Raw genomic sequence first — 22,948 nt, 5'->3', positions numbered from 1 at the left:
AAGATATAAATTTCTCCTAGTTACTGAATTTCCTACCCTAATAAAAAAGAGTTATGAGAAGTATCCCATAACTCTTTTTAACTGTATTATTAATCTATTTTATAGCTTCATGATTAGTCCTGAAGCTCACGACGGCGAGAACTGGTTTGACGTTCTTTGGCAGTAGTCATTGTTTCCAATTCTTCCTGAGAACCAACAATCAGGTTTTGATAACGACGCATACCAGTACCAGCAGGGATCAAGTGACCAACGATTACGTTTTCTTTCAAACCAATCAATTGATCTGCTTTACCACGTACAGCAGCCTCACTTAACACCTTAGTTGTTTCCTGGAATGATGCAGCAGAGATAAAGCTTTCTGTACCCAGAGACGCTTGTGTAATACCTTGCAATGTCGGCTGAGAAACAGCAGCATCCGCATCTCTTACTTCTACCAGACGTAAGTCGCGACGTTTCAAACTGGAGTTTTCATCACGCAAACGACGAGAAGAAATAATCTGTCCAGGTTTCAGGTTTTCAGAATCACCAGCATCTGAAACTACCTTCATATTCATAATCAGATCATTTGCTTCACGGAATTCAAAACGATCCACATACTGACCAGGTAGGAAGTTAGTATCACCAGCTTCAATGATTTCAACCTTTTGCATCATCTGGCGCACAATACATTCAATGTGTTTATCATTGATTTTCACACCTTGCAGACGATAAACCTCCTGAATTTCATTTACCAGGTATTCCTGCACAGCAGTTGGTCCCTTGATAGCCAGAATATCGGAAGGAGTAATTGCTCCGTCTGAAAGTGGTGCACCAGCACGAATGAAGTCATTATCTTGTACCAAGATGTGTTTAGACAATGGCACCATATATCGCTTACGAACCCCATCACGCGATTCGATAAAGATTTCACGGTTACCACGTTTAATACCTCCATACGTAACAACACCATCAATTTCACTTACTACAGCAGGGTTAGAAGGATTACGTGCCTCAAACAATTCCGTTACACGAGGCAGACCACCCGTGATATCACGCGTTTTACCTATTGCACGAGGAATTTTAGCAAGAACCTGTCCAGCACGTACAGTTGATCCGTTTTCAACGGCCAAGTGAGCACCTACTGGCATGTTATATGACTTACCTTCTTTATCTTTAGTATATACCCCTACTGCAGGGTTTTTCGTCTTATCTTTTGTATCAATGATTACCTTTTCACGGAAACCAGTCTGTTCATCAGACTCTTCACGGAAGGTTATACCATCTTCAATCGATTCAAACTGAACAGTACCATCTAATTCAGACAAGATTACAGCGTTATATGGATCCCAGAAACAAAGTTCATCACCGCGTTTCACTTTCTCACCATCGTTCACTTTCAGGAATGCGCCATATGGTACGTGGTTACTGATCAATACTTTATCAGTACCTTCCTGCATAATCTTGATCTCACCTGAACGTCCCATTACTACGTTTACTTTCTCACCTTCGTTGTTAACGGTTGTGATAGTCCGCAGTTCTTCAAATTGGATCACCCCATCAAATTTAGCTTTGATGTTTGCATCCGAAGAAATGTTTGACGCCACACCACCCACGTGGAAGGTACGAAGGGTAAGCTGTGTTCCTGGTTCACCGATAGACTGGGCAGCAATAACACCAACTGCTTCACCTCTTTCAACCATACGACCAGAAGCAAGGTTACGTCCGTAACATTTTGCGCATACACCCTGACGGGTTTCGCAAGTTAATACCGAACGAATCTCAACAGCTTCTACGCTGGTTTGATCAATTCGTGTAGCAATTTCTTCAGTTACCTGTTCACCAGAAGCGATAATCAGTTCATTTGTGATCGGGTCGAATACATCATGTACAGTAACACGGCCCAAAATACGTTCAGATAGTGGTTCAACAATATCTTCATTATCTTTTAGAGCTGTTACCACTATACCGCGTAATGTACCACAATCACTTTCGTTAATGATTACATCCTGAGCCACATCTACCAGACGACGAGTCAGATAACCAGCATCAGCAGTTTTTAATGCAGTATCGGCCAAACCTTTACGAGCACCATGAGTAGAGATAAAGTACTCCAATACATCCAAACCTTCTTTAAAGTTTGAGATAATTGGGTTTTCAATGATCTCACCAACGGAACCTTGTAAGTTTTTCTGAGGCTTAGCCATCAGACCCCGCATACCACCTAACTGACGAATCTGTTCACGAGACCCCCGTGCGCCAGAGTGCATCATCATATAGATAGAATTAAATCCTTGCTGATCACCTTCCAGTTGTTTCATCAAAGACTCTGTAATTTGAGTATTTACACGAGTCCAAATATCAATTACCTGGTTATAACGTTCGTTATCAGTGATAAGACCCATCAGATAGTTATTCCAAACATTGTCTACTTCACCAACGGCATTATCAATCAGTTTTGCTTTCGCCTCTGGCACTTTTACATCATTCAATCCAATTGATAAACCTCCACGGAATGCCATCTGAAAACCAAGTTCCTTAATATCATCCAGGAATTTGGCAGTGCGAGACATACCTACTGTTTTGAAGACATGACCAATGATCTGCTGTAGCTTCTTCTTGGTTAACAACTCATTGATGTATCCAACTTCTTCCGGAACAGCCTGGTTGAATAACACACGACCTGCCACCGTCTCTATAATTTTCGTTTCCAGCTCGCCATTTTCATTTCGTACTTTTGTACGAATTTTAATATTAGCATGCTTAGATAACTTACCTTCATTAACAGCAATAATTACCTCTTCTGCAGAATAGAAGATAGAACCTTCACCTGCAATAGGATATTCAGGAGTATGTTTCCGTCCTTTCGTTACATAGTATAATCCCAATACCATGTCCTGAGAAGGTACTGTAATTGGAGCACCGTTCGCAGGGTTCAGGATATTATGAGAAGCCAACATCAATAAAGACGCTTCCAGAATTGCCTCTTGACCTAGTGGTACGTGTACCGCCATCTGGTCACCGTCAAAGTCAGCGTTGAATGCTGTAGTTACCAGTGGGTGTAACTGAATTGCTTTTCCTTCGATTAGTTTTGGCTGGAATGCCTGAATACCCAAACGGTGCAATGTAGGAGCACGGTTTAGTAGAACCGGATGCCCTTTCAGTACATTTTCCAAAATATCCCAAACAACCGGATCTTTTCTGTCAACTATTTTCTTCGCTGATTTTACAGTTTTAACAATTCCCCGCTCAATCAGTTTACGAATAATAAATGGCTTAAATAACTCGGCAGCCATATCTTTAGGCAGACCGCATTCATGCAATTTCAGTTCAGGACCTACAACGATAACCGAACGACCAGAATAGTCAACACGTTTACCTAGCAAGTTTTGACGGAAACGACCCTGCTTACCTTTCAGCATATCTGAAAGTGACTTCAGTGCACGATTTCCTTCTGAACGAACGGCATTTACTTTACGAGAGTTATCAAACAAAGAGTCAACAGCTTCCTGTAACATCCTTTTCTCGTTACGTAAGATAACTTCAGGAGCTTTGATTTCAATCAAACGCTTCAATCGGTTGTTACGAATAATTACCCTACGATATAGATCGTTCAAATCAGAAGTTGCAAAACGACCACCATCCAAAGGTACTAAAGGACGAAGCTCTGGTGGAATTACAGGTACCATACGGATAACCATCCATTCAGGTCGGTTCTCAATACGTGTATTTGCATCCCGGAATGCCTCTACTACTTTCAATCGTTTTAAAGCTTCGGCTTTACGTTGTTGAGAAGTATCTGTAGATGCTACGTGACGAAGTTCATAAGACAAGTCATCCAGCTTAGTTCTGGAAAGAAGCATTTCTAATGCATCAGCACCCATCTTAGCGATGAATTTCTGTGGATCTTCATCTGGTAACAGTTGGTTTTCACGAGGAAGCTTATCCAGAATATCCAGATACTCATCTTCTGTCAGAAAATCTAGTTGTTTTACACCTTCTTCTTCTTTTACTCCTGGTTGGATGACAACATATCTTTCATAATAGATAATCTGATCAAGTTTCTTAGTTGGTAAACCTAACAGATAACCTATTTTATTTGGTAATGAACGGAAATACCAGATATGCGCTACAGGTACAACCAGCTCAATGTGTCCCATGCGTTCACGACGAACTTTCTTCTCCGTTACTTCAACTCCGCAACGATCACAAATAATACCTTTATAACGAATTCTTTTATATTTACCGCAATGACATTCCCAGTCTTTTACTGGTCCGAAAATCCGTTCGCAGAAAAGCCCTCCCATTTCGGGTTTATATGTCCGGTAGTTAATGGTTTCAGGCTGTGTCACCTCACCATAAGAACTATCCAGAATGGATTGTGGAGAGGCAAGACTAATCGTGACCTTCGAGAAGTCTGCGTTGATTTTTTTATTTTTTCTAAAAGCCATAGGTTAGGAATATAATTATGGGCGACAATACATGTTTAAAACCCTGTAATCCTCAAAAGAAGCTTATGACTACGCTTTCTTCTTATATTGGATAAGATCAACGCAGAGTCTGAAAGTCAGACCCTGCGTAAAACAATTATTCCAATGTGATCTCTAATGCAAGACCACGCAATTCATGAACCAATACATTGAACGACTCAGGAATATTTGGTTTCGGCATGTTTTCACCTTTTACAATAGCTTCATAAGCTTTAGCACGTCCTACAACATCATCTGATTTTACAGTCAGAATTTCCTGTAGAATATGAGAAGCACCAAATGCTTCCAATGCCCAAACCTCCATCTCACCAAAACGCTGACCACCAAACTGTGCTTTACCACCCAATGGTTGTTGTGTAATCAATGAGTAAGGTCCGATTGAACGAGCGTGCATCTTATCATCAACTAAGTGGCCCAGTTTCAACATGTAGATAATACCAACTGTAACAGGCTGGTCGAATCTTTGTCCTGTCAAACCATCGTGAAGATAGGTACGTCCAAAATCAGGTAAACCTGCATCTTTTAACTCAGTTAATACCTCTTCCTCAGTAGCTCCATCAAATATTGGTGTTGCATATGTTTTGCCCAGTTTTCTTCCAGCCCATCCTAATACTGTTTCATAAATCTGTCCAAGGTTCATCCGGGAAGGTACCCCAAGTGGATTCAACACAATGTCCACAGCTGTTCCGTCAGCCAGGAATGGCATATCTTCTTCACGAACAATACGGGCAACAACCCCTTTGTTACCGTGACGACCCGCCATTTTATCACCCACTTTCAGTTTGCGTTTCTTGGCAACATAAACTTTTGCCAATTGTACAATACCCGCAGGTAGCTCATCTCCGACTTCTAATGTAAATCTCTCACGCTTGAATCTGGCTGAGATCTCATTCCGTTTCTTGTTGTAATTTTTAACAAGACCTTCCAATAAGGTACTGACTTCTGGTTCATTAGTCCAGTTTTCCAGTGTCAGGTCAGATAATAAGTTTACTTCCTCCGGAACATTATACGAACTCTCATCCCGATAGATATTTTTATCGGGAAACAGGTTTTCTACAATATTACGACGAGAAAACTTCACACCTTTGGACACTACCTCATCACCAAACTTATGTTTCACACCCTGGCTGGTTTTACCATCCAGTAATTGAACCATTTTCTCAACCATCACATCTTTTACGGCATTCAGATCACGACTATACTTCTTCATTAAGGTTTTCACCTCATTCTTCATTTTTTCGCGACCATCTTTATCCTTCTTTGGACGAGAGAACAATTTGGTATCAATAACAACACCTTTCAAAGATGGAGGTGCCTTCATAGAAGCATCCTTCACATCACCCGCTTTATCTCCAAATATCGCCCGAAGCAGTTTTTCCTCAGGTGTTGGATCAGACTCTCCTTTTGGAGTGATTTTACCTATTAATATATCGCCTTCGCGTACATCTGAACCTACACGGATAATACCATTTTCATCCAGATTTTTAACTGATTCTTCACTTACATTAGGTATTTCAGAAGTTAGTTCCTCTTCACCACGCTTGGTATCCCGAACTTCCAGTTCAAATTCCTCGATGTGTAAAGAAGTAAAGATATCTTCACGAACAACTTTTTCAGAAATTACAATCGCATCCTCAAAGTTATATCCCTGCCAAGGCATGAAGGCAACCATTAGGTTACGTCCTAAAGCAAGTTCTCCTTTTTGCGTTGCATATCCTTCACAAAGAATATCACCTTTAACTACGCGTTGTCCTTTGAAGACAATAGGTTTAAGATTGATACAAGTATCCTGATTTGTACGACGGAATTTGATCAGATTATACGTTTTAAGCTCTTCATCAAAGCTTACCAAACGCTGATTATCAGTCAAATCATAACGTACTACAATCTTAGTAGAATCAACAAACTCAATAACACCATTCATTTCAGCCACTACCAACGCACGAGAGTCACGAGCTACACGACCTTCCAGACCTGTACCTACTATTGGTGCTTCAGGACGTAATAAAGGTACAGCCTGGCGTTGCATGTTTGATCCCATCAAAGCACGGTTCGCATCATCATGCTCCAGGAAAGGAATCAAAGATGCTGCAACAGATACAATTTGATTCGTAGCAACGTCCATGTAAGTAATTTTCTCTGGCTCTACAACCGGGAAATCACCTTCATAACGGGTCTTTACTTTATCAGTCTGGAAATTACCTTTTTCATCCACTGCCACACGAGCCTGCGCAATGTAGTGTGTATCTTCTTCTTCGGCAGTCAGATAAATAGGTTCCTGCTCTACTTTTACTTTTCCATTGTCAACCTCCAGGTAAGGAGTTTCAATGAAGCCCATGCTATTAATCTTAGCATGCACACATAAAGAAGAGATCAAACCAATGTTCGGTCCTTCTGGCGTTTCAATTGTACACAAACGTCCATAGTGTGTGTAGTGAACGTCACGTACTTCAAAACCTGCACGTTCACGGGACAAACCACCAGGTCCAAGAGCTGACATACGGCGTTTATGCGTTATTTCAGATAATGGATTGGTTTGATCCATAAACTGAGACAACTGATTTGTTCCAAAAAACGAGTTAATTACAGATGATAATGTACGGGCATTAATCAAATCAACAGGTTTGAAGTCTTCATTATCCCGTACGTTCATACGTTCTTTTATCGTCCGTGCCATACGAGCTAAACCAACACCGAACTGAGCATATAACTGCTCTCCTACTGTACGTACCCGACGATTACTTAAGTGGTCAATATCATCAACAAGGGCTTTAGAGTTAATCAAACCAATCAGATATTTAACAATAGAAACAATATCTTCCGTTGTTAAAACTCTAACCTCAGATGAAATTTCCAGACCTAATTTCTTATTAATTCTATATCGACCAACTTCACCAAGATCATAACGTTTATCACTGAAAAACAAACTATGAATTACCTCACGAGCTGTTTGCTCATCAGGTGCTTCTGTATTTCTTAACTGACGATAGATTTGCTCAACCGCCTCTTTTTCAGAATTTGAGTTATCTTTCTGTAATGTATTGTAAATAATACTGTAATCTGCAACGTTTACATCTTCACGATGTACAATCACTACCTTGGATTCTGAATCCAGTATTACGTCTAAATCACCTTCTTTTACTACATGATCACGTTCCAGTAAGACCTCATTACGATCAATTGACACAACTTCTCCAGTATCCTCATCTACGAAGTCTTCTGTCCATGTACGTAATACCCGCGCAGCAAGCTTACGCCCCACCATACGCTTAAGAGTAGCCTTATTTACAGGCAGCTCTTCAGACAGACCAAATAAATCTAATATTTCTTTATCAGAACCAAATCCAATAGCACGTAACAATGTAGTTACTGGAAATTTCTTTTTCCGATCAATGTAGGCATACATTACATTATTTACGTCTGTCGAGAATTCAATCCAGGATCCTTTGAAAGGGATAATTCTGGCAGAATATAACTTAGTTCCATTTGTGTGCTTACTCATAGAGAAGAACACACCTGGAGAACGATGTAATTGAGATACAATTACCCGCTCAGCTCCATTGATTACAAATGACCCTCTCTCTGTCATGTAAGGTACATTGCCAAGAAATACTTCCTGCTCAATGGTCTCAAAATCTTCATTATCAGGGTCACTGCATGAAAGTCTTAATTTAGCCTTTAAAGGCACAGAATAGGTTAGACCTCTGTCTATAGATTCATCCACCGAATACTTCGGAGGATCAATAGTATAATCTATAAATTCTAGTTTGAAATTTTCCCGGGAATCAGTAATCGGGAAATTCTCCATAAATACCTTGTAAAGCCCCTCTTGAGCCCTTTTTTCAGGAGCAGTCTCAATCTGAAAAAAGTCTACGAATGACTGCAATTGGATATCCAGAAAGTCCGGATAATCTACCAACTGCCGTGTGGAGGCAAAACTTATGCGATTGTTCAAACGATTGGTAGTCAAGGCCTTATATGTTTAAGTTAGGAGATTAATACAGGAGGGTACAACCAATAAAACGGCTACTTAGCAAAAATTGTTCCCAATTTCATCTTTTTCTCAAAAACTCACCCGATTTTTCAAAAAAATAGCATGCAATGAACCCAGCACCTGTTTGATCTACTCTTTACAATATAACAAGAGTGAAATTTTTAAATAATACAAATAGGAAAAAGACCTGACTTTTAAAGGCAGGCCTCTTCCCTCAGACCGATATATAGATAGATTATTTTAATTCTACTTCAGCACCGGCTTCTTGTAATTGTTTTACTAAAGCATCTGCTTCGTCTTTAGCAATACCTTCTTTCACTGGTTTTGGAGCTGAATCAACTAAATCTTTAGCTTCTTTCAAACCCAGACCAGTTAGGTCTTTTACTAATTTAACAACTTGCAGCTTGTTAGCACCTGCATTTTTCAGGATCACATCGAAAGCTGTTTTTGCAACTTCAGCAGGAGCATTCTCGTTACTAGTCGCAGGAGCAACAGCAACTGCTGCAGCAGCAGGTTCGATACCGTACTCATCTTTCAGAATCTGAGCTAATTCGTTTACTTCTTTAACAGTCAAGTTAACCAACTGTTCAGCAAATGCTTTCAAATCTGCCATTGTTTTATAAAATTAATAGTGAATGATTTAATTGATAGATAATTTTAAATACCTGAAACTTCAGGCTAGATACTGTAGCTTTATCCTTCTCTTTCCTGAAGAGTTTTGACAATACCAGCCAGTTTGTTTCCACCACTTTGCAGAGCAGATACAACATTTTTGGCAGGAGATTGTAGTAAGCCAACGATTTCTCCGATAAGTTCGTTTTTAGACTTCAGTGTATACAGAGTTTCCAGGCTACTTTCGCCAATGAAAAGACTTGCATCAACAGAAGCTCCTTTAAAAACAGGCTTATCTTTTCCAGATTTCTTACGGAACTCTTTAATCAAAGTAGCAGGTGCTTTACCTGACTCATTTGAGAACAGAACTCCAGAAAATCCTGTCAGTACAGTATCATTAAAAGGAGTAAAATCTCCTTCAATACGTTCCAGTGCTTTTCTGATGAGAGTATTTTTTACCACACGGTATTCAATACCTTTATCAAAGCACATACGACGAAAAGCATTTACTTGTGCCACGGTCATGCCAGAGGCATCCATGATATAAAAGAAAGGCTTCTCTTGAAATTTTTCGGTTAATTCTTGAATAATAACCGCTTTTTCTTCGCGTGTCATGTTATAGCTCGACGGTTAATCGTCATCAAATAGTTTAACATCAGAAGGCTTGCAATTACAAACCTTGAATACTGGTTTTGTCAATTTGGACGCCCGGGCTCATTGTACTCGAGATATAAACTGACTGCACATAGGTTCCTTTTGCTGAAGATGGCTTTAATCTCATGATTGTATTCATCAATTCCTGAAGGTTTTCAGCAATCTTCTCAGGAGAGAAAGAAACTTTACCAATACTGGTATGTACAATTCCGGTTTTATCTACTTTAAAGTCAATTTTACCGGCTTTCACTTCTTTCACTGCTTTTCCAACTTCCATCGTTACAGTTCCAGACTTAGGATTCGGCATTAAACCTCTTGGACCCAACACACGACCTAATTTACCTACTTTAGCCATTACTGTTGGCATAGTAATAATTACGTCGACATCAGTCCATCCTCCTTCAATCTTAGAAATGTACTCATCCAAACCAACGTAGTCTGCACCAGCTTCTTTTGCTTCTGCTTCTTTATCAGGAGGGCAAAGTACTAATACTCTAACTTCTTTTCCTGTTCCATGTGGCAGAGCAACTGTCCCACGAACCATTTGGTCGGCTTTCCGAGGATCTACACCCAAACGAATATCAATATCAACAGAAGCATCAAACTTAGTATAAGTAATGTCTTTTACAATTTTTCCAGCTTCCGCTAACAAGTACGCTTTGCTCAAATCGTATTTAGACCGTGCTTCCTTTTGTTTTTTAGTTAACTTTCCCATTATTTTCAGGTTTTCCAGAAGATTGCGGTAATTCTTCCGTTTATATAAAATTTAAATTAACTTTCCCAGGGAGCTGTTCCTGAAACCGTAATACCCATACTTCTCGCAGTTCCTGCAATCATTTTCATTGCAGACTCAATTGTCAAAGCATTTAAATCAGGCATCTTTGTTTCGGCAATCTTCTTTACCTGTTCCCAAGTAACGGAGCCTACTTTTTTACGGTTAGGTTCAGCAGAACCTTTTTGTATCTTAATAGCGTCCATTAGCAATACAGCTGCAGGAGGAGTTTTAAGAACAAATTCGAAAGATTTATCAGTGTAGTAAGTAATCAAAACAGGAACTACTTGTCCCATTTTATCTTGAGTTCTTGCATTGAATTGCTTGCAAAACTCCATGATATTGATACCTTTACTACCTAATGCAGGGCCAATTGGCGGTGCAGGGTTTGCCTGTCCTCCTTTTACCTGCAGTTTCAAGTATCCAGCAATATCCTTTGCCATTTTTTTGAAATAAGTTTTAAGCGAATAGGAACATACTGATTCGCATCATAAATGCTAAGAGAATCACTTTTAAACAAGAAGGTCACACTCCTTTATTAAACTCTCTAACTTCGCACTACCTTATGTGTTGGAAGCTCACATGTTTAGTGCACTGCAAAAGAAGGTTGAAAGATTAGATATGAAATCTTTTTTCTTCTTATATATTGAGGCGTAACAGTCAAACAATACCCAAACAATCTTTTATACTACTCTTCTTTCTCCACTTCAACATAGCTAAGCTCAACAGGGGTGTTCCGACCAAAGATCTTCACCATTACTTTGAGCTTTTTCCTTTCTTCAAAAACCTCCTCCACCGTACCTTTAAAAGATTTGAATGGACCATCCATTACTAAAACTGTCTCTCCAACTATAAACGGAGTTTCCAGCTTTTCGCCCTGCTCAGCCTCCTCATCCATCTTGCCTAAGATACGATTTATCTCAGATTGGCGAAGAGGAACAGGTATTTTACTTGACGTTCCAGGCTTATTCTCATTCCCTAAGAAACCTAATACACCTGGAATCCCTGTAATAGTATGCATTACTTCTGGATGTTCAACATTTGCGGAAATAATCACATAACCAGGCAATGTGTTTTTTTCCCGTACCTTCTTCTTTCCATTTCTTATCTCGTACACTTTTTCAGAAGGTATTATTACTTGAGAAATGTGGTCTGACAGATTATGCCGTGCAATTTCAGTTTCAAGATAAGACTTAATTTTCTTTTCTTGTCCGGCCACAGCTCGGAGTACATACCACTTTAACTCACTCATCGGAAAAAATACGTTTTTCGTGATTAATTACTAAAAACCGATTGATAAATCTTTTGCATAGCCTCTCTAAATCCAAAATCAACCAAGCCAATCACTAATGCAAACAATAACGAAGCAACCAATACCAAAGTAGCATTCGCTTGCACTTCAGAGTACTTTGGCCAGGATACATTTTCCTTTACTTCTACAAAAGAATCTTTGATAAACGCGAAAAACTTTTTCATTTCCTGTATTGATTGCTGAACTATATTAAGGGCACGGGTGGAGAGATTCGAACTCCCATCAACGGTTTTGGAGACCGCTATTCTACCCTTGAACTACACCCGTGTGTATGGTATCCAGAAAAACGGACTGCAAAGATATGCATTTGATTTAGAAAAACAAAATAAAGCACGATTATTGTAAACTCTTTTTTTTATTTTTCTAAAAACAGAGAAATAAAAATGCCTCCTCAAAAGCTATGAGAAGGCATTCCAATCAAATCAATTAATTAGTCTAAGATTTCAGTTACCTGACCAGCACCTACGGTACGTCCACCTTCACGAATCGCGAAACGAAGACCTTTTTCCATAGCGATGGTATTGATCAACTGTACTTCAATAGTAATGTTATCACCAGGCATAACCATCTCTACGTTCTCAGGAAGCATGATCTCACCAGTTACGTCAGTTGTACGGAAGTAGAACTGTGGACGGTATTTATTAAAGAATGGAGTATGACGTCCACCTTCTTCTTTGCTCAGGATATAAACTTCAGCTTTGAATTTAGCGTGAGGCTTTACACTACCTGGCTTACAAATAACCATACCACGACGGATTTGATCTTTGTCTACACCACGCAATAACAAACCTACGTTATCACCAGCTTCACCACGATCCAACAATTTACGGAACATCTCAACACCTGTAACTGTAGATTTCAGGTTTTCAGCACCCATACCCAAGATATCAACTGCATCACCTACGTTAACCACACCACGCTCGATACGGCCTGTAGCAACTGTACCACGACCTGTGATAGTAAATACATCTTCTACAGACATCAACAATGGTTGATCAACCAGACGAACAGGAAGAGGAATCCAAGAATCTACAGACTCCATCAATTCATCGATAGTTTTAACCCACTGAGGATCACCATTCAATCCACCAAGAGCAGAACCACGAATAACTGGAGTATTATCTCCATCAAATTTATAGAAGCTCAACAACTCACGAACTTCCATCTCAACCAGCTCCAACAACTCAGGATCATCAACTAAGTCAACCTTGTTCATGAACACAACCAACTGAGGTACACCTACCTGACGAGCCAAAAGAATGTGTTCTTTTGTTTGAGGCATTGGACCATCTGTAGCAGCAACCACCAGAATAGCACCATCCATCTGAGCAGCACCTGTAACCATGTTTTTCACATAGTCAGCGTGACCTGGACAGTCAACGTGGGCATAGTGACGATTTACAGTTTGATATTCTACGTGAGCTGTGTTAATAGTGATACCACGCTCTTTTTCTTCAGGAGCATTATCAATAGAAGAGAAGTCTCTTTTTTCTGCCAACCCTTTATTTGCCAACACCATTGTTATAGCAGCAGTCAAAGTAGTTTTACCGTGATCTACGTGACCGATGGTACCAACGTTTACGTGGGGTTTGGAACGGTCAAACGTTTCTTTTGCCATGTTTGAAAATCCTCGTTTTAAGTTATGTGATAAAAGTATAATTAATAAAAAAATTGTACTTAACAGAGCCGACGATGGGAATTGAACCCACGACCTCTTCCTTACCAAGGAAGTGCTCTACCCCTGAGCTACGACGGCCTAAGTCAATTTAAAGTAGATGCTAAATAGCATCCTGACCATAAAAGAAAAAGCAGAAAGTAAGCTACCTTCTACTTTTCCTAGAGCGGGAGACGGGGCTCGAACCCGCCACCTATAGCTTGGAAGGCTATCGCTCTACCAAATGAGCTACTCCCGCTTAAACTAACACTGATAATTCTCGAATGAAAATCTTCAAACTACACTATTCTACAAATTCATTCAGCACTGATTGAGTGGGGGCGGATGGATTCGAACCACCGAAGACATAAGTCAGCAGATTTACAGTCTGCCCCATTTGGCCACTCTGGTACACCCCCTTATTCATGTCCCTTGCGAAAGGGAATGCAAAAGTAGCGACTTTTTCTTTACAGGCAAATTTTTATCAAAAAAAAAGTGAAAAATTTTCAAAAAATTACGCACACCATGTTTCGTTTTAAATCAAAAACTTAACAATCAATTACTTATGAAATTTCAAATTGAAGACGTAATAAGTTGCTGTAAATCCCATTTTCCATTTCTGATAGATCGTCATGGGTTCCTTGTTCCTGAATATGGCCATCACCGATAACATAAATATAATCTACTTTTCGTATAGTGGCTAATCGGTGTGCAATAATAATCGTAGTTCGATCTTTCATTAACTCATCTAATGCCTCTTGTACCAGCCGTTCGCTTTCTGCATCTAATGAACTTGTTGCTTCATCCAGAATTAAGATTTCCGGGTCTTTGAGAATAGCTCTTGCAATGGCAATGCGTTGTCGCTGGCCACCGGATAACTTCACTCCCCTCTCTCCTACAACTGTATTAAAGCCTTCAGGAAACTTTTCAATGAATTCCAGAGCATTTGCCTTGCGTGCAGCGTCTTTAATCTCATCTAAAGTAGCCAGAGGCTTTCCATATGATATATTTTCAGCTATGCTACCACCAAACAACAACACATCTTGAGGGACAATACCAATGTGTTTACGTAGTTCTTTTAGTTCTATAGCTTCAATATCAATCCCACTGACAGAAATGTTTCCGGTAGAAGGTTGATAATATCTCAATAAAAGAGAGGTGATGGTTGATTTTCCTGAACCACTATGACCAACTAAAGCAATTTTCTGTCCATTACGAATCTGAATAGTGATCCCTTTGAGAACCTCAATATCTGGACGAGTTGGATAGCTAAAATGTACATTTGAGAATACAATATCTCCAACCTGTTTTAAGGTTTCTTTTTCAGGAAAAGTTGTCTGTTCATTTTCTTGTGCCAGTAACTCTCTTATACGTTCTGATGCACCGATAGTCTTTTGTAGTTGAGAATAAATTTCACCCAAGCCTGCGACAGAAGCCCCAACAAATCCTGTAAATAAAGTAAAACTGATAAGATCACCGGCTGTGATAATTCGTTGAGAATACAAAGTAGCGGCATACCATATTACTCCAACAATTCCGCCTAATACCACGAAAATAATAAAAGAGACAAGCAATCCTCTGTATTTTGCACCATTTAAGGCATTCTGGATTACTTTTGCCAAAGCATTTGAATAACGAGTTGTCTCATACATTTCATTGGTATAGGCCTTCACAGTATGTACTCCTTGAAGAGTCTCCATAACTATTGTATTGGCATATGCCAGGCTATCCTGTGTTTTTTTAGAAAGTTTTCGTATATATCTTCCAAAGATTATTGCACCTATGACAATTATTGGAAAAGTAGCCAACATAAAAAGTGTTAGCTTGGGATAAAAAACCAGCAACAATAAAATACCGACAACTAATGTAATTGCTTGTCTGAGAAACTCAGCCAATGTAAAAGAAAGCACATCTTGTAACTGCTGTACATCAGAAGTTATTCTACTAGTCAACTCACCTACTCTTCGTTCTTCAAAAAAAGGTATAGATAAATGCACCAGCTTATCGTATAAAGCAACTCGTATATCTCGTAAAGATTTTTCACTAACGTTAGCAAAAGTTCTTATTCTTAGAAATGCAAAAATTGCATTTAGTAATAATATACCCATTAAGGCAATAGTTACCTGGTTAATGGAATATCCCCCTGCTTTGTTGTCAGCAGCATCAACTAATTTTCCGGCTAATAATGGGAAGCCTAAGGTAGCTAATGCGGACAATGCTAAACTTATTAATCCTACAATAAGATACCCCTTGTAAGGTCTTACAAACCTGAAAATCTCCAAAAAACTTTTTATACCAGCTTTATTTACTTTCCTTTTTTTGTCTTCTTCCAAGATATCATCTCTATTACCACGTGCCATTTTTCAAATACTTTTTATAAAACAACTACAACATTAATTTCTTATCTCCAATATTTCTCTTATTTCCAGCTTCCAGTTATCTATTCGCCTTTAAACTTCGACTTCATAAAAATATTCTGAGAATCAGGATTACTCAGTAAAGCTGGCAATGTTACATCTGAATTTTCGCCCCTATATTTTTTTATAATCTGCCATCCTATCCATCTTCCTATTGCGCCTGGACAATCTGTCCCAATTTCGGCTGTGTAAGGACGATCTCCTATATATTTTACTTTTTTAAAATGATTTGTTTCATACAATAGCTTCTCTTTTATAAAATGTGCCCAGATTACATTTTTGTGTTCTTCAGCGTCATTCAATTGTTTTTCAGTGTAAAAAATAATTAAACTGTCTGGTGTTTCTGGCATTACCTCATGTGTAAACTCCAACTTCTTGGCCGCAACAATCATGTCATTTAAAAGAGACTTATCCTCTGTATTTGTAACAATAAATTTCTCTGCCAATACACTCATTATGGATGGCACTAGTGCCTGTAATGTATATTTTTTTAGTAAAAAATTAGGTACACTAGGTACGAATGTAGCTTTTTCTCCTGCATAAAAGTCCAGACTGATAACTATCAAACTATCCGAAACAGATAAAGCCGCTGCATCTCTTGAAAAATGGCCTAACCCAGAAATTACAGTTTTGACTTTAGGCGGCTTAAAATCCGGATAAAGTTTCTGTACTTGACTAAATGCTTCCGCAAATTGTGTCTTTACTTCTCCCAAATCGCCGGCACTCTTATTTAGTTCATTGTAAAATTTCTGAAAAGCAGGATTAGTTACTGTCTGATAAATCCGATCAACAAGAACAGAATCTGGCATATCTGCTTCTGACAAGAAAAATGTCTCCTTAAGGTTCTTGTGTTTATCCAAAAAATATTGAATTTCTGCCTTTGTTTTAAGATTGATCATTTCTACGTCAAGTCGTTCAATTACAATGGGAGAAACTTCCTTTGATGTACATGCAGCAAGCAGGAACAATACAGCAATTATACTTTTTAGCAATTTTCTGTCGTTCATTTCAGTGATAAGACGATTTATGAGTAATAAAATTTTATGATTTTGCGGTGGGAATATGTAAACTTGCAGCTAACTGATTGACATAAAGAGATAAACAATTGTGCTACAAGCTATTCAGTTGTATAGGTCTGGAGTCTAAGTAAACTATAAAATTCTTTCAAATTAAAGTAGTATCTTTTTCTAAACAAAACCCGCTTTATAATAAGCTAGAAAACGTACAAAATTATGAAAAAAATTGCATTACTTTTTTTCGCCGCTTTTTTGTCTGTGCAGGCATTCTCTCAGGTAAAATTGGGCTTTAAATTCTCACCAGCTGTTGCATTTAACTCTGCTGTTACGGAAGGCGATTATGATGTAGTAGGTAAAAATGGTTCTGGTTTGCGTTTTAGTGCAGGTCCTGTTATGGATTTTTTCTTTGCAGATAATTATGCCTTCCATACAGGATTATGGTATACTGTAAAACGCTCTGGTATAGAAGGAACTGTAAAAGGTACAAATCTTTCCAGTGTATATAATATGCAGTATTTGCAAATACCTGTAGCTCTAAAGTTTTTTACCAATGAAATTGCTACAGACATGAAAATTTACTTCTTAATTGGAGGAACTCTTGATGCTAAATTGGCAGAGAAGCCTTTAGATAAACCTACAAACTATATCTATAACTCTGTGAATGGAAAAAACGCCTTTCGCCCTGCTGATGCCGGGTTGTTATTGGGAGCAGGTAGCGAACTTATAATGGGAACAAATACCGCAGTATTCTTTGGTTTGAGTTATAATCGTGGTCTTGTAAATGCACTGGGTAATAATGTAAAAAATGGCAGTGATCGTGTAAATGATTTCGTAAAGGTTCGTAATAGTATGTTTTCTCTTGACCTTGGAGTTAAGTTTTAAAGTTCTGACATATCTTTGGCCGGAAATAAAAAAGCATTGTGTCTAGACACAATGCTTTTTTATTTCTGGTCTGCTTATGGTATGATTTCTATGTCATCGCCAAATTTATTTACAAACTTATATTCGGTAATTCCTAAAGAAGAATCTTTAACAATCTTAATCCAGGTTTTATACCGGAAAAACCATTTCATTCGTCTGGAAGGAAGTCCGTTTGTGAAATAAGCATGTAGATAGGGGTGAACTGTAAGAATAATATGCTTTTCATTCTGCCGTGTGATAATATATTCCAAATTGCTTTCAATCTGGTCTGTCAACAGAATGGTTGGTCCTACCTTACCAGTACCGCCACAAGTAGGGCAGGTCTCTCCTGTAGAAATGTGAAGCTCCGGCCTTACTCTCTGACGTGTTATCTGCATTACACCAAACTTTGTCAAAGGTAGAATTGTAAACTTGGATCGATCACTTTGCATCTCTTCTTTCATTTTTTCATAAATCAGGCGTTTGTTTTCTGCCTTTTTCATGTCAATAAAATCAATAGAAATGATCCCTCCCATATCACGTACTCTTAGTTGCCGAGCAATTTCTTTTACAGCTTCAATATTAGTATTAACAGCTGTAGCTTCTTGGTCAGCTTCGGTGTTTGAGCGACTACCACTGTTCACATCTATCACATGCATAGCTTCGGTATGCTCAATAATGAGATATCCTCCACCTGGTAGACTTACCGACCGGCCAAAGATTGACTTGAGCTGCTTCTCAATTCCAAACTGCTCAAATATCTTATTTTTACCACTGTAAAGTTTTACAATCTTTTCTTTTTCAGGGGCAATAGTGTGGATATAGGTTCGGATATCTTCATAAGCGTCCTTATCATCCACTGTAATACTATCAAAACTTTCGTTGAGCATATCCCGCAGCATAGAAGACGCTCGATTCATCTCTCCTATTATTTTTTCACGGGGTTTAGCTTCCCGTAATAACTTCATCCCATTTTCCCATTTCTCCATCAAGTTCTGTAAATCACGATCCAGTTCTGCCACTTCTTTACTTTCGGCCACTGTACGTACAATGATGCCAAAGTTTTGTGGTTTGATAGAATTCAGCAAACGAGCTAATCTTTGACGCTCCTGCTTGTTCGTGATTTTCTTAGAAATATTAACAGAATTGGAAAATGGTACCAATACAATATACCTACCCGCCAGAGACAACTCACAGGAGAGTCGCGGGCCTTTGGTTGAAATTGGCTCTTTTACGACCTGCACCAGAATAGGTGCGTTCTTAGTAAGTACCTGCGAAATTTTACCAAACTTGTCAATTTCAGCCTCTAATTGTACACCATTTAAACGTGTACCATTGATACGCTTTGCAATGACATCTTGTGTTAGTTTGTGCAATGAAGAAAAGTTGGGACCTAAATCCTGATAATGCAGGAAAGCATCCTTTTCATGTCCAATATCCACAAAGGCTGCATTTGAACCTGGCGATATTTTACGCACAGTACCCAAATAGATATCACCTACTGTAAACTGGTTTTCGCTCTCTTCAATATGGTACTCTACAATTCGTTTGTCTCTTAAAAGAGCTATCCTCCCACCTTTTTCAGTGGAATTGATAACTAATTCGTTACTCAACGTTGTAATTTTTTTGAATGACCAATGCGACCTACTGTCAGTAATAAACAAACAGAAAATCGATACAGAATAATACCGTAGAGTAAGCTAATGTACGTGGAAAACAATTAACTCTGATGGCAATATGGGGATTTAGATGGCCACTAAAAGAGTTTACTGTAATTAACTTTGTCAGAATATGAAAACATACATGTAAAACAACAGTGGCATAGTACTATTTCCTTCTTATAAGGATAGATTTAGCAATATATACTGTGTTTTTAATTTTTTCGAATAATAGATCTGTTCTAATAAACTGTTCAAACCAAACTTTAACAAGTTAGCATTCTGTAAAATTTCTTTTCAGGAGCAGACGCGGCAGTTTGTATACGCGCCAATTTACCTTTACGAAATATAGAGTTATCAACTTTCTAAGTTAGTTTACTGTTTGACAGATCAATGTAGGAAATCAAAGGATAAAACTCTTATTAATTAAACTACTATGGAGTTTACCTGATAACCCGATGCGTTTCGTCTGCTATGACCTATATTTATCCAGATCAATAAAGCAGTATTATTTTCCTGACGTACAATTATATAATCTCACCGGTATATTTAGAAAAGTCTGAAACAAGACTTCCCGATAACTATCTAGCTAGCGGGAAGTCTTGTGAAGAATTACTTCTTCTTATGTCTGTTTTTTCTAAGGCGTTTTTTTCTTTTGTGTGTAGCAATCTTGTGTCTCTTTCTTTTTTTTCCGCAGGGCATAATTGTAAAATATTTTAAAGTGAATAAATATGATAAAAGATCTTCAATATTTTTTAGAATCAGATATCCTAAAGATCAATAGATATTACTTAGCTGCTTCCAGTTCTTTTAAATACTCATCAGCAGCATTTAATATCATTACATCGTCTGTACCAGATTTAGCTTCTTCTAAAAATTGTCTGGCACTAGCTTTATCTCCCAGTTCTGCATAACTTATTCCTAAGTATAATTTAGCCTGCAGATTAACAGGATTATTTTTTAATACTTCTTTGAATCGCTCAACAGCCTTATCATACTGACCTGAACGGATAGAAAGCAATCCTAAATTGAACAACGCTTGTTCATTTTTTGGATCTTCTGCAATAACTTCTCTCAACATAGCAATTGCTTGCATAGGAGAAGCAGAGTTAGCATATGTAACTGCCATTTTAGCTTTTGCATTTAATTGCTTTGGGTTTCTATCCAGAACTTTCTGATAATATCCCCGAGCCTTCTCTCCATAAATTTCTACCTTTCCAGCATCTGTCACAAAAAAGAATGCATCATAACAGGCATCAGCAGCACTTAGCAGATTTTTTTCGGAAGGCTCCAGTCCAACAATCAACTCACGATATACTGCAACACTATCAAAAATCATTGCTTTTCGATATATGCCAGCTAAAGAATCCGCAAAAATAATCTTTTTTTCTTTATCCGTGCTATTTTTATATTGATTTGTCAGATTTTTTATAACACTCGCCTGTTCTGCTGACAATGACTGATTATGTGAAGACTCTGCAGTAACAGCCTCAGCCTGCTGCCCTGTTGGCTTGCGATCTATTTTCTTGTCTTTGTCGCTTACAATTACTTTAGGTAAGCTATACAACACTCCTATAGCAACAACAGCAATAACAATCGAAATAATCTGAGATTTCTTCATAACATATAATATATAACCAACGACAAAGTTGGTAATCATTCCTGACAATACCAATGCATCCCGTCCGTGTCTAATAAAAAAATGCCATATACTCATTGTAACACAAGTTCAGTATTACAATGAGTATATGGCTATTACGGTAATGAGTCTAGTTTGCCGTAGTATTTATAAACTTAAAATATAAAAGTAAGCCGAAAAATCTCTTCAGATTAGTTAGCAGATACTTTTATCTTTTTACTAGTCTTAATCTGCTCAACAAAATCTTTAGCAGGCTTGAATGATGGAACGAAATGTTCATCAATGATCATAGCTGTGTTTTTAGAGATGTTGCGAGCTACTTTCTTGGCTCTTTTCTTATTCACAAAGCTACCAAAACCACGGATATAGATATTTTCACCTTCAGCCATTGAGTTTTTCACAACGGAGATAAAAGATTCTACTGCTTGGGCGATGTCAGCCTTGTCAATACCGGTTTTTTCGGCGATTTCTGTAATTACTTCTGCTTTAGTCACTGTGATAAACTGGTTAAGAGTTTGCACTATTTATAGATTCATTGACGATTTAGGTTGTATCAAACGTTGCAAAATTAATATATTGTATCTTATAATAAAAATTATATACTGTTTATAATCATTTAATTTTGAGGCAAATACTACATCACTTCTGTTACAATTCCCTTCTACCTAAATATATACTTATTTTACAGGAAAAGTAAACCACATACTATTACCTTTAAAGATTTTGAACAATTTTAGGCTTTTATACATTATAACGAAAAAGGACTTTAATTATTTTTATCATTGATTATCCAAGACACATTTGCTTCTCGTCTTATTGAATGGTACGAGTACCATAAACGAGATCTTCCCTGGCGTCATACAAATGATCCATATCAAATATGGTTGTCAGAAATAATTCTACAACAAACTCGGGTGAAACAGGGACTGCCTTATTATGAAAATTTTGTAAAATCGTTTCCAACTATATTTGATTTAGCAGCAGCACCAGAGCAGGAAGTATTACGATTATGGCAAGGGCTGGGTTATTATTCTCGGGCAAGAAACATGCAGGAGACAGCTAAAGTCATTGTAAATCAACACAATGGATCATTCCCTAATTCATATATCAATTTAGTAAAACTAAAAGGGATTGGCCCTTACACAGCGGCAGCCATCGCTTCTTTTGCTTTCAAAGAATCTGTAGCTGTATTGGATGGTAATGTGTTCCGGGTACTAGCCCGATTGTATGGTCTGGAAACAGATATTGCTACCACCAAAGCCAAAACCATATTTTCAACATTAGCAAACCAGCTTATTTCGTCAGATAGTCCAGATTTATATAATCAGGCTATTATGGAGTTTGGAGCTATTCAGTGTACACCTTCTTCTCCCGATTGTCTATTATGTCCTTTTCAGCAGGAATGTGAAGCGTTTCTCACAGGACGTCAAAACATCCTTCCTATAAAAAGTAAAAAAACCGTTATAAAAAATCGTTTCTTTCATTACATAGTCTTTCATATTCATGACCGTATTGCAATGCGATTGAGAGCGGGTAAAGATATTTGGCAGGGATTGTACGATTTTTGGTTGAGTGAAAATGACAGTATTATAGACACAGAGGATTTATTAAAACAGCATAATCTGGATTTATCTGATACTGTCTACACTGTTAAAGAACCCCAAAAAGTATATACACATTTATTAAGTCATCAGCATATCGAAGCTCGTTTCTGGCATATACAACTGGAGACTCTACCTCCGGTACAGGAAGGTCTGACATTTTATACACTAGAAGAAGTAGAACAACTTCCCAAGCCTATTTTAATAAACAAGTATTTGAGTGAACATTTTTTTTAGCTAGTTTTAACTGATT

Annotated in this window: 16 protein-coding genes and 4 tRNA genes; 2 read left to right on the top strand and 18 right to left on the bottom strand. The window is 38.1% G+C overall.

From position 1 onward, the window contains the following. Nucleotides 1-113: 113 nt before the first annotated feature. The 15 genes from rpoC to QNI15_RS13040 all read right to left on the bottom strand — a co-directional run bounded on the left by rpoC (nt 114) and on the right by QNI15_RS13040 (nt 16,888). Entirely contained in the window at nt 114-4,427 is a 4,314-nt protein-coding gene (gene rpoC / locus QNI15_RS13110; RefSeq protein WP_313976698.1) for a DNA-directed RNA polymerase subunit beta', read from the bottom strand. Between the two features lie 136 nt (nt 4,428-4,563). Continuing rightward, nucleotides 4,564-8,436 (bottom strand): DNA-directed RNA polymerase subunit beta, encoded by a 3,873-nt coding sequence (gene rpoB, locus QNI15_RS13105; protein WP_313999828.1) that lies wholly within the window; start codon nt 8,434-8,436, stop codon nt 4,564-4,566. 259 nt (nt 8,437-8,695) lie between these two features. Further along, nucleotides 8,696-9,073 (bottom strand): 50S ribosomal protein L7/L12, encoded by a 378-nt coding sequence (gene rplL / locus QNI15_RS13100; protein ID WP_313999826.1) that lies wholly within the window; start codon nt 9,071-9,073, stop codon nt 8,696-8,698. A gap of 80 nt (nt 9,074-9,153) precedes the next feature. Next, complete coding sequence (gene rplJ, locus QNI15_RS13095; protein WP_313999824.1) at nt 9,154-9,687, bottom strand: 50S ribosomal protein L10; 534 nt, start codon at nt 9,685-9,687, stop codon at nt 9,154-9,156. A gap of 55 nt (nt 9,688-9,742) precedes the next feature. Beyond that, the gene (rplA, locus tag QNI15_RS13090; RefSeq protein ID WP_313999822.1) at nt 9,743-10,441 is read right to left on the bottom strand and encodes a 50S ribosomal protein L1; all 699 of its coding nucleotides are present in this window, start codon (nt 10,439-10,441) and stop codon (nt 9,743-9,745) included. Between the two features lie 56 nt (nt 10,442-10,497). Next, the gene (gene rplK, locus QNI15_RS13085) at nt 10,498-10,941 is read right to left on the bottom strand and encodes a 50S ribosomal protein L11 (protein WP_313976703.1); all 444 of its coding nucleotides are present in this window, start codon (nt 10,939-10,941) and stop codon (nt 10,498-10,500) included. Between the two features lie 245 nt (nt 10,942-11,186). Continuing rightward, on the bottom strand, nt 11,187-11,750 hold the full coding sequence (nusG, locus tag QNI15_RS13080; RefSeq protein WP_313976704.1) for a transcription termination/antitermination protein NusG: 564 nt from the start codon (nt 11,748-11,750) through the stop codon (nt 11,187-11,189). Nucleotides 11,751-11,773: 23 nt separating this feature from the next. Next, the gene (gene secE / locus QNI15_RS13075) at nt 11,774-11,974 is read right to left on the bottom strand and encodes a preprotein translocase subunit SecE (protein WP_313976705.1); all 201 of its coding nucleotides are present in this window, start codon (nt 11,972-11,974) and stop codon (nt 11,774-11,776) included. Nucleotides 11,975-12,006: 32 nt separating this feature from the next. Then, nucleotides 12,007-12,077 (bottom strand) — tRNA-Trp (locus QNI15_RS13070). Nucleotides 12,078-12,240: 163 nt separating this feature from the next. Further along, nucleotides 12,241-13,428: an elongation factor Tu gene (tuf, locus tag QNI15_RS13065; protein ID WP_313976706.1), complete on the bottom strand. Its 1,188-nt coding sequence runs from the start codon at nt 13,426-13,428 to the stop codon at nt 12,241-12,243. 66 nt (nt 13,429-13,494) lie between these two features. Next, nucleotides 13,495-13,566, bottom strand: a tRNA-Thr gene (locus QNI15_RS13060). Nucleotides 13,567-13,650: 84 nt separating this feature from the next. Beyond that, nucleotides 13,651-13,723: transfer RNA gene (locus QNI15_RS13055), tRNA-Gly, on the bottom strand. 77 nt (nt 13,724-13,800) lie between these two features. Beyond that, nucleotides 13,801-13,883, bottom strand: a tRNA-Tyr gene (locus QNI15_RS13050). 144 nt (nt 13,884-14,027) lie between these two features. Then, the gene (locus QNI15_RS13045) at nt 14,028-15,824 is read right to left on the bottom strand and encodes an ABC transporter ATP-binding protein (protein WP_313999820.1); all 1,797 of its coding nucleotides are present in this window, start codon (nt 15,822-15,824) and stop codon (nt 14,028-14,030) included. 80 nt (nt 15,825-15,904) lie between these two features. Beyond that, nucleotides 15,905-16,888: a gliding motility protein GldB-related protein gene (locus QNI15_RS13040; protein ID WP_313999818.1), complete on the bottom strand. Its 984-nt coding sequence runs from the start codon at nt 16,886-16,888 to the stop codon at nt 15,905-15,907. A 225-nt stretch (nt 16,889-17,113) separates the two neighbouring features. Here QNI15_RS13040 and QNI15_RS13035 point away from each other — a divergent pair, with 225 nt between their 5' ends. Beyond that, nucleotides 17,114-17,779: a porin family protein gene (locus tag QNI15_RS13035; protein WP_313999816.1), complete on the top strand. Its 666-nt coding sequence runs from the start codon at nt 17,114-17,116 to the stop codon at nt 17,777-17,779. A gap of 74 nt (nt 17,780-17,853) precedes the next feature. Here the strand turns inward: QNI15_RS13035 and QNI15_RS13030 are convergent, their stop codons facing one another. From QNI15_RS13030 to QNI15_RS13020, 3 genes are all read right to left on the bottom strand, one after another. After that, complete coding sequence (locus QNI15_RS13030; protein WP_313999814.1) at nt 17,854-19,410, bottom strand: Rne/Rng family ribonuclease; 1,557 nt, start codon at nt 19,408-19,410, stop codon at nt 17,854-17,856. Nucleotides 19,411-20,242: 832 nt separating this feature from the next. Next, a complete protein-coding gene (locus QNI15_RS13025) occupies nt 20,243-21,172 on the bottom strand; it encodes a tetratricopeptide repeat protein (protein WP_313999812.1) in 930 nt (309 codons plus the stop codon). A 113-nt stretch (nt 21,173-21,285) separates the two neighbouring features. Next, nucleotides 21,286-21,588 (bottom strand): HU family DNA-binding protein, encoded by a 303-nt coding sequence (locus QNI15_RS13020; RefSeq protein ID WP_313976712.1) that lies wholly within the window; start codon nt 21,586-21,588, stop codon nt 21,286-21,288. A gap of 288 nt (nt 21,589-21,876) precedes the next feature. Here QNI15_RS13020 and mutY point away from each other — a divergent pair, with 288 nt between their 5' ends. After that, complete coding sequence (mutY, locus tag QNI15_RS13015) at nt 21,877-22,932, top strand: A/G-specific adenine glycosylase (protein WP_313999810.1); 1,056 nt, start codon at nt 21,877-21,879, stop codon at nt 22,930-22,932. The last annotated feature ends 16 nt before the right edge of the window (nt 22,933-22,948 follow it).

It is taken from the genome of Xanthocytophaga flava (assembly GCF_030068545.1).
Classification (GTDB): Bacteria; Bacteroidota; Bacteroidia; order Cytophagales; family 172606-1; genus Xanthocytophaga; species Xanthocytophaga flava.
The sequence above is the reverse complement of the archived record's forward strand: the minus strand, read 5'-3'. Positions and strand labels throughout refer to the sequence as shown.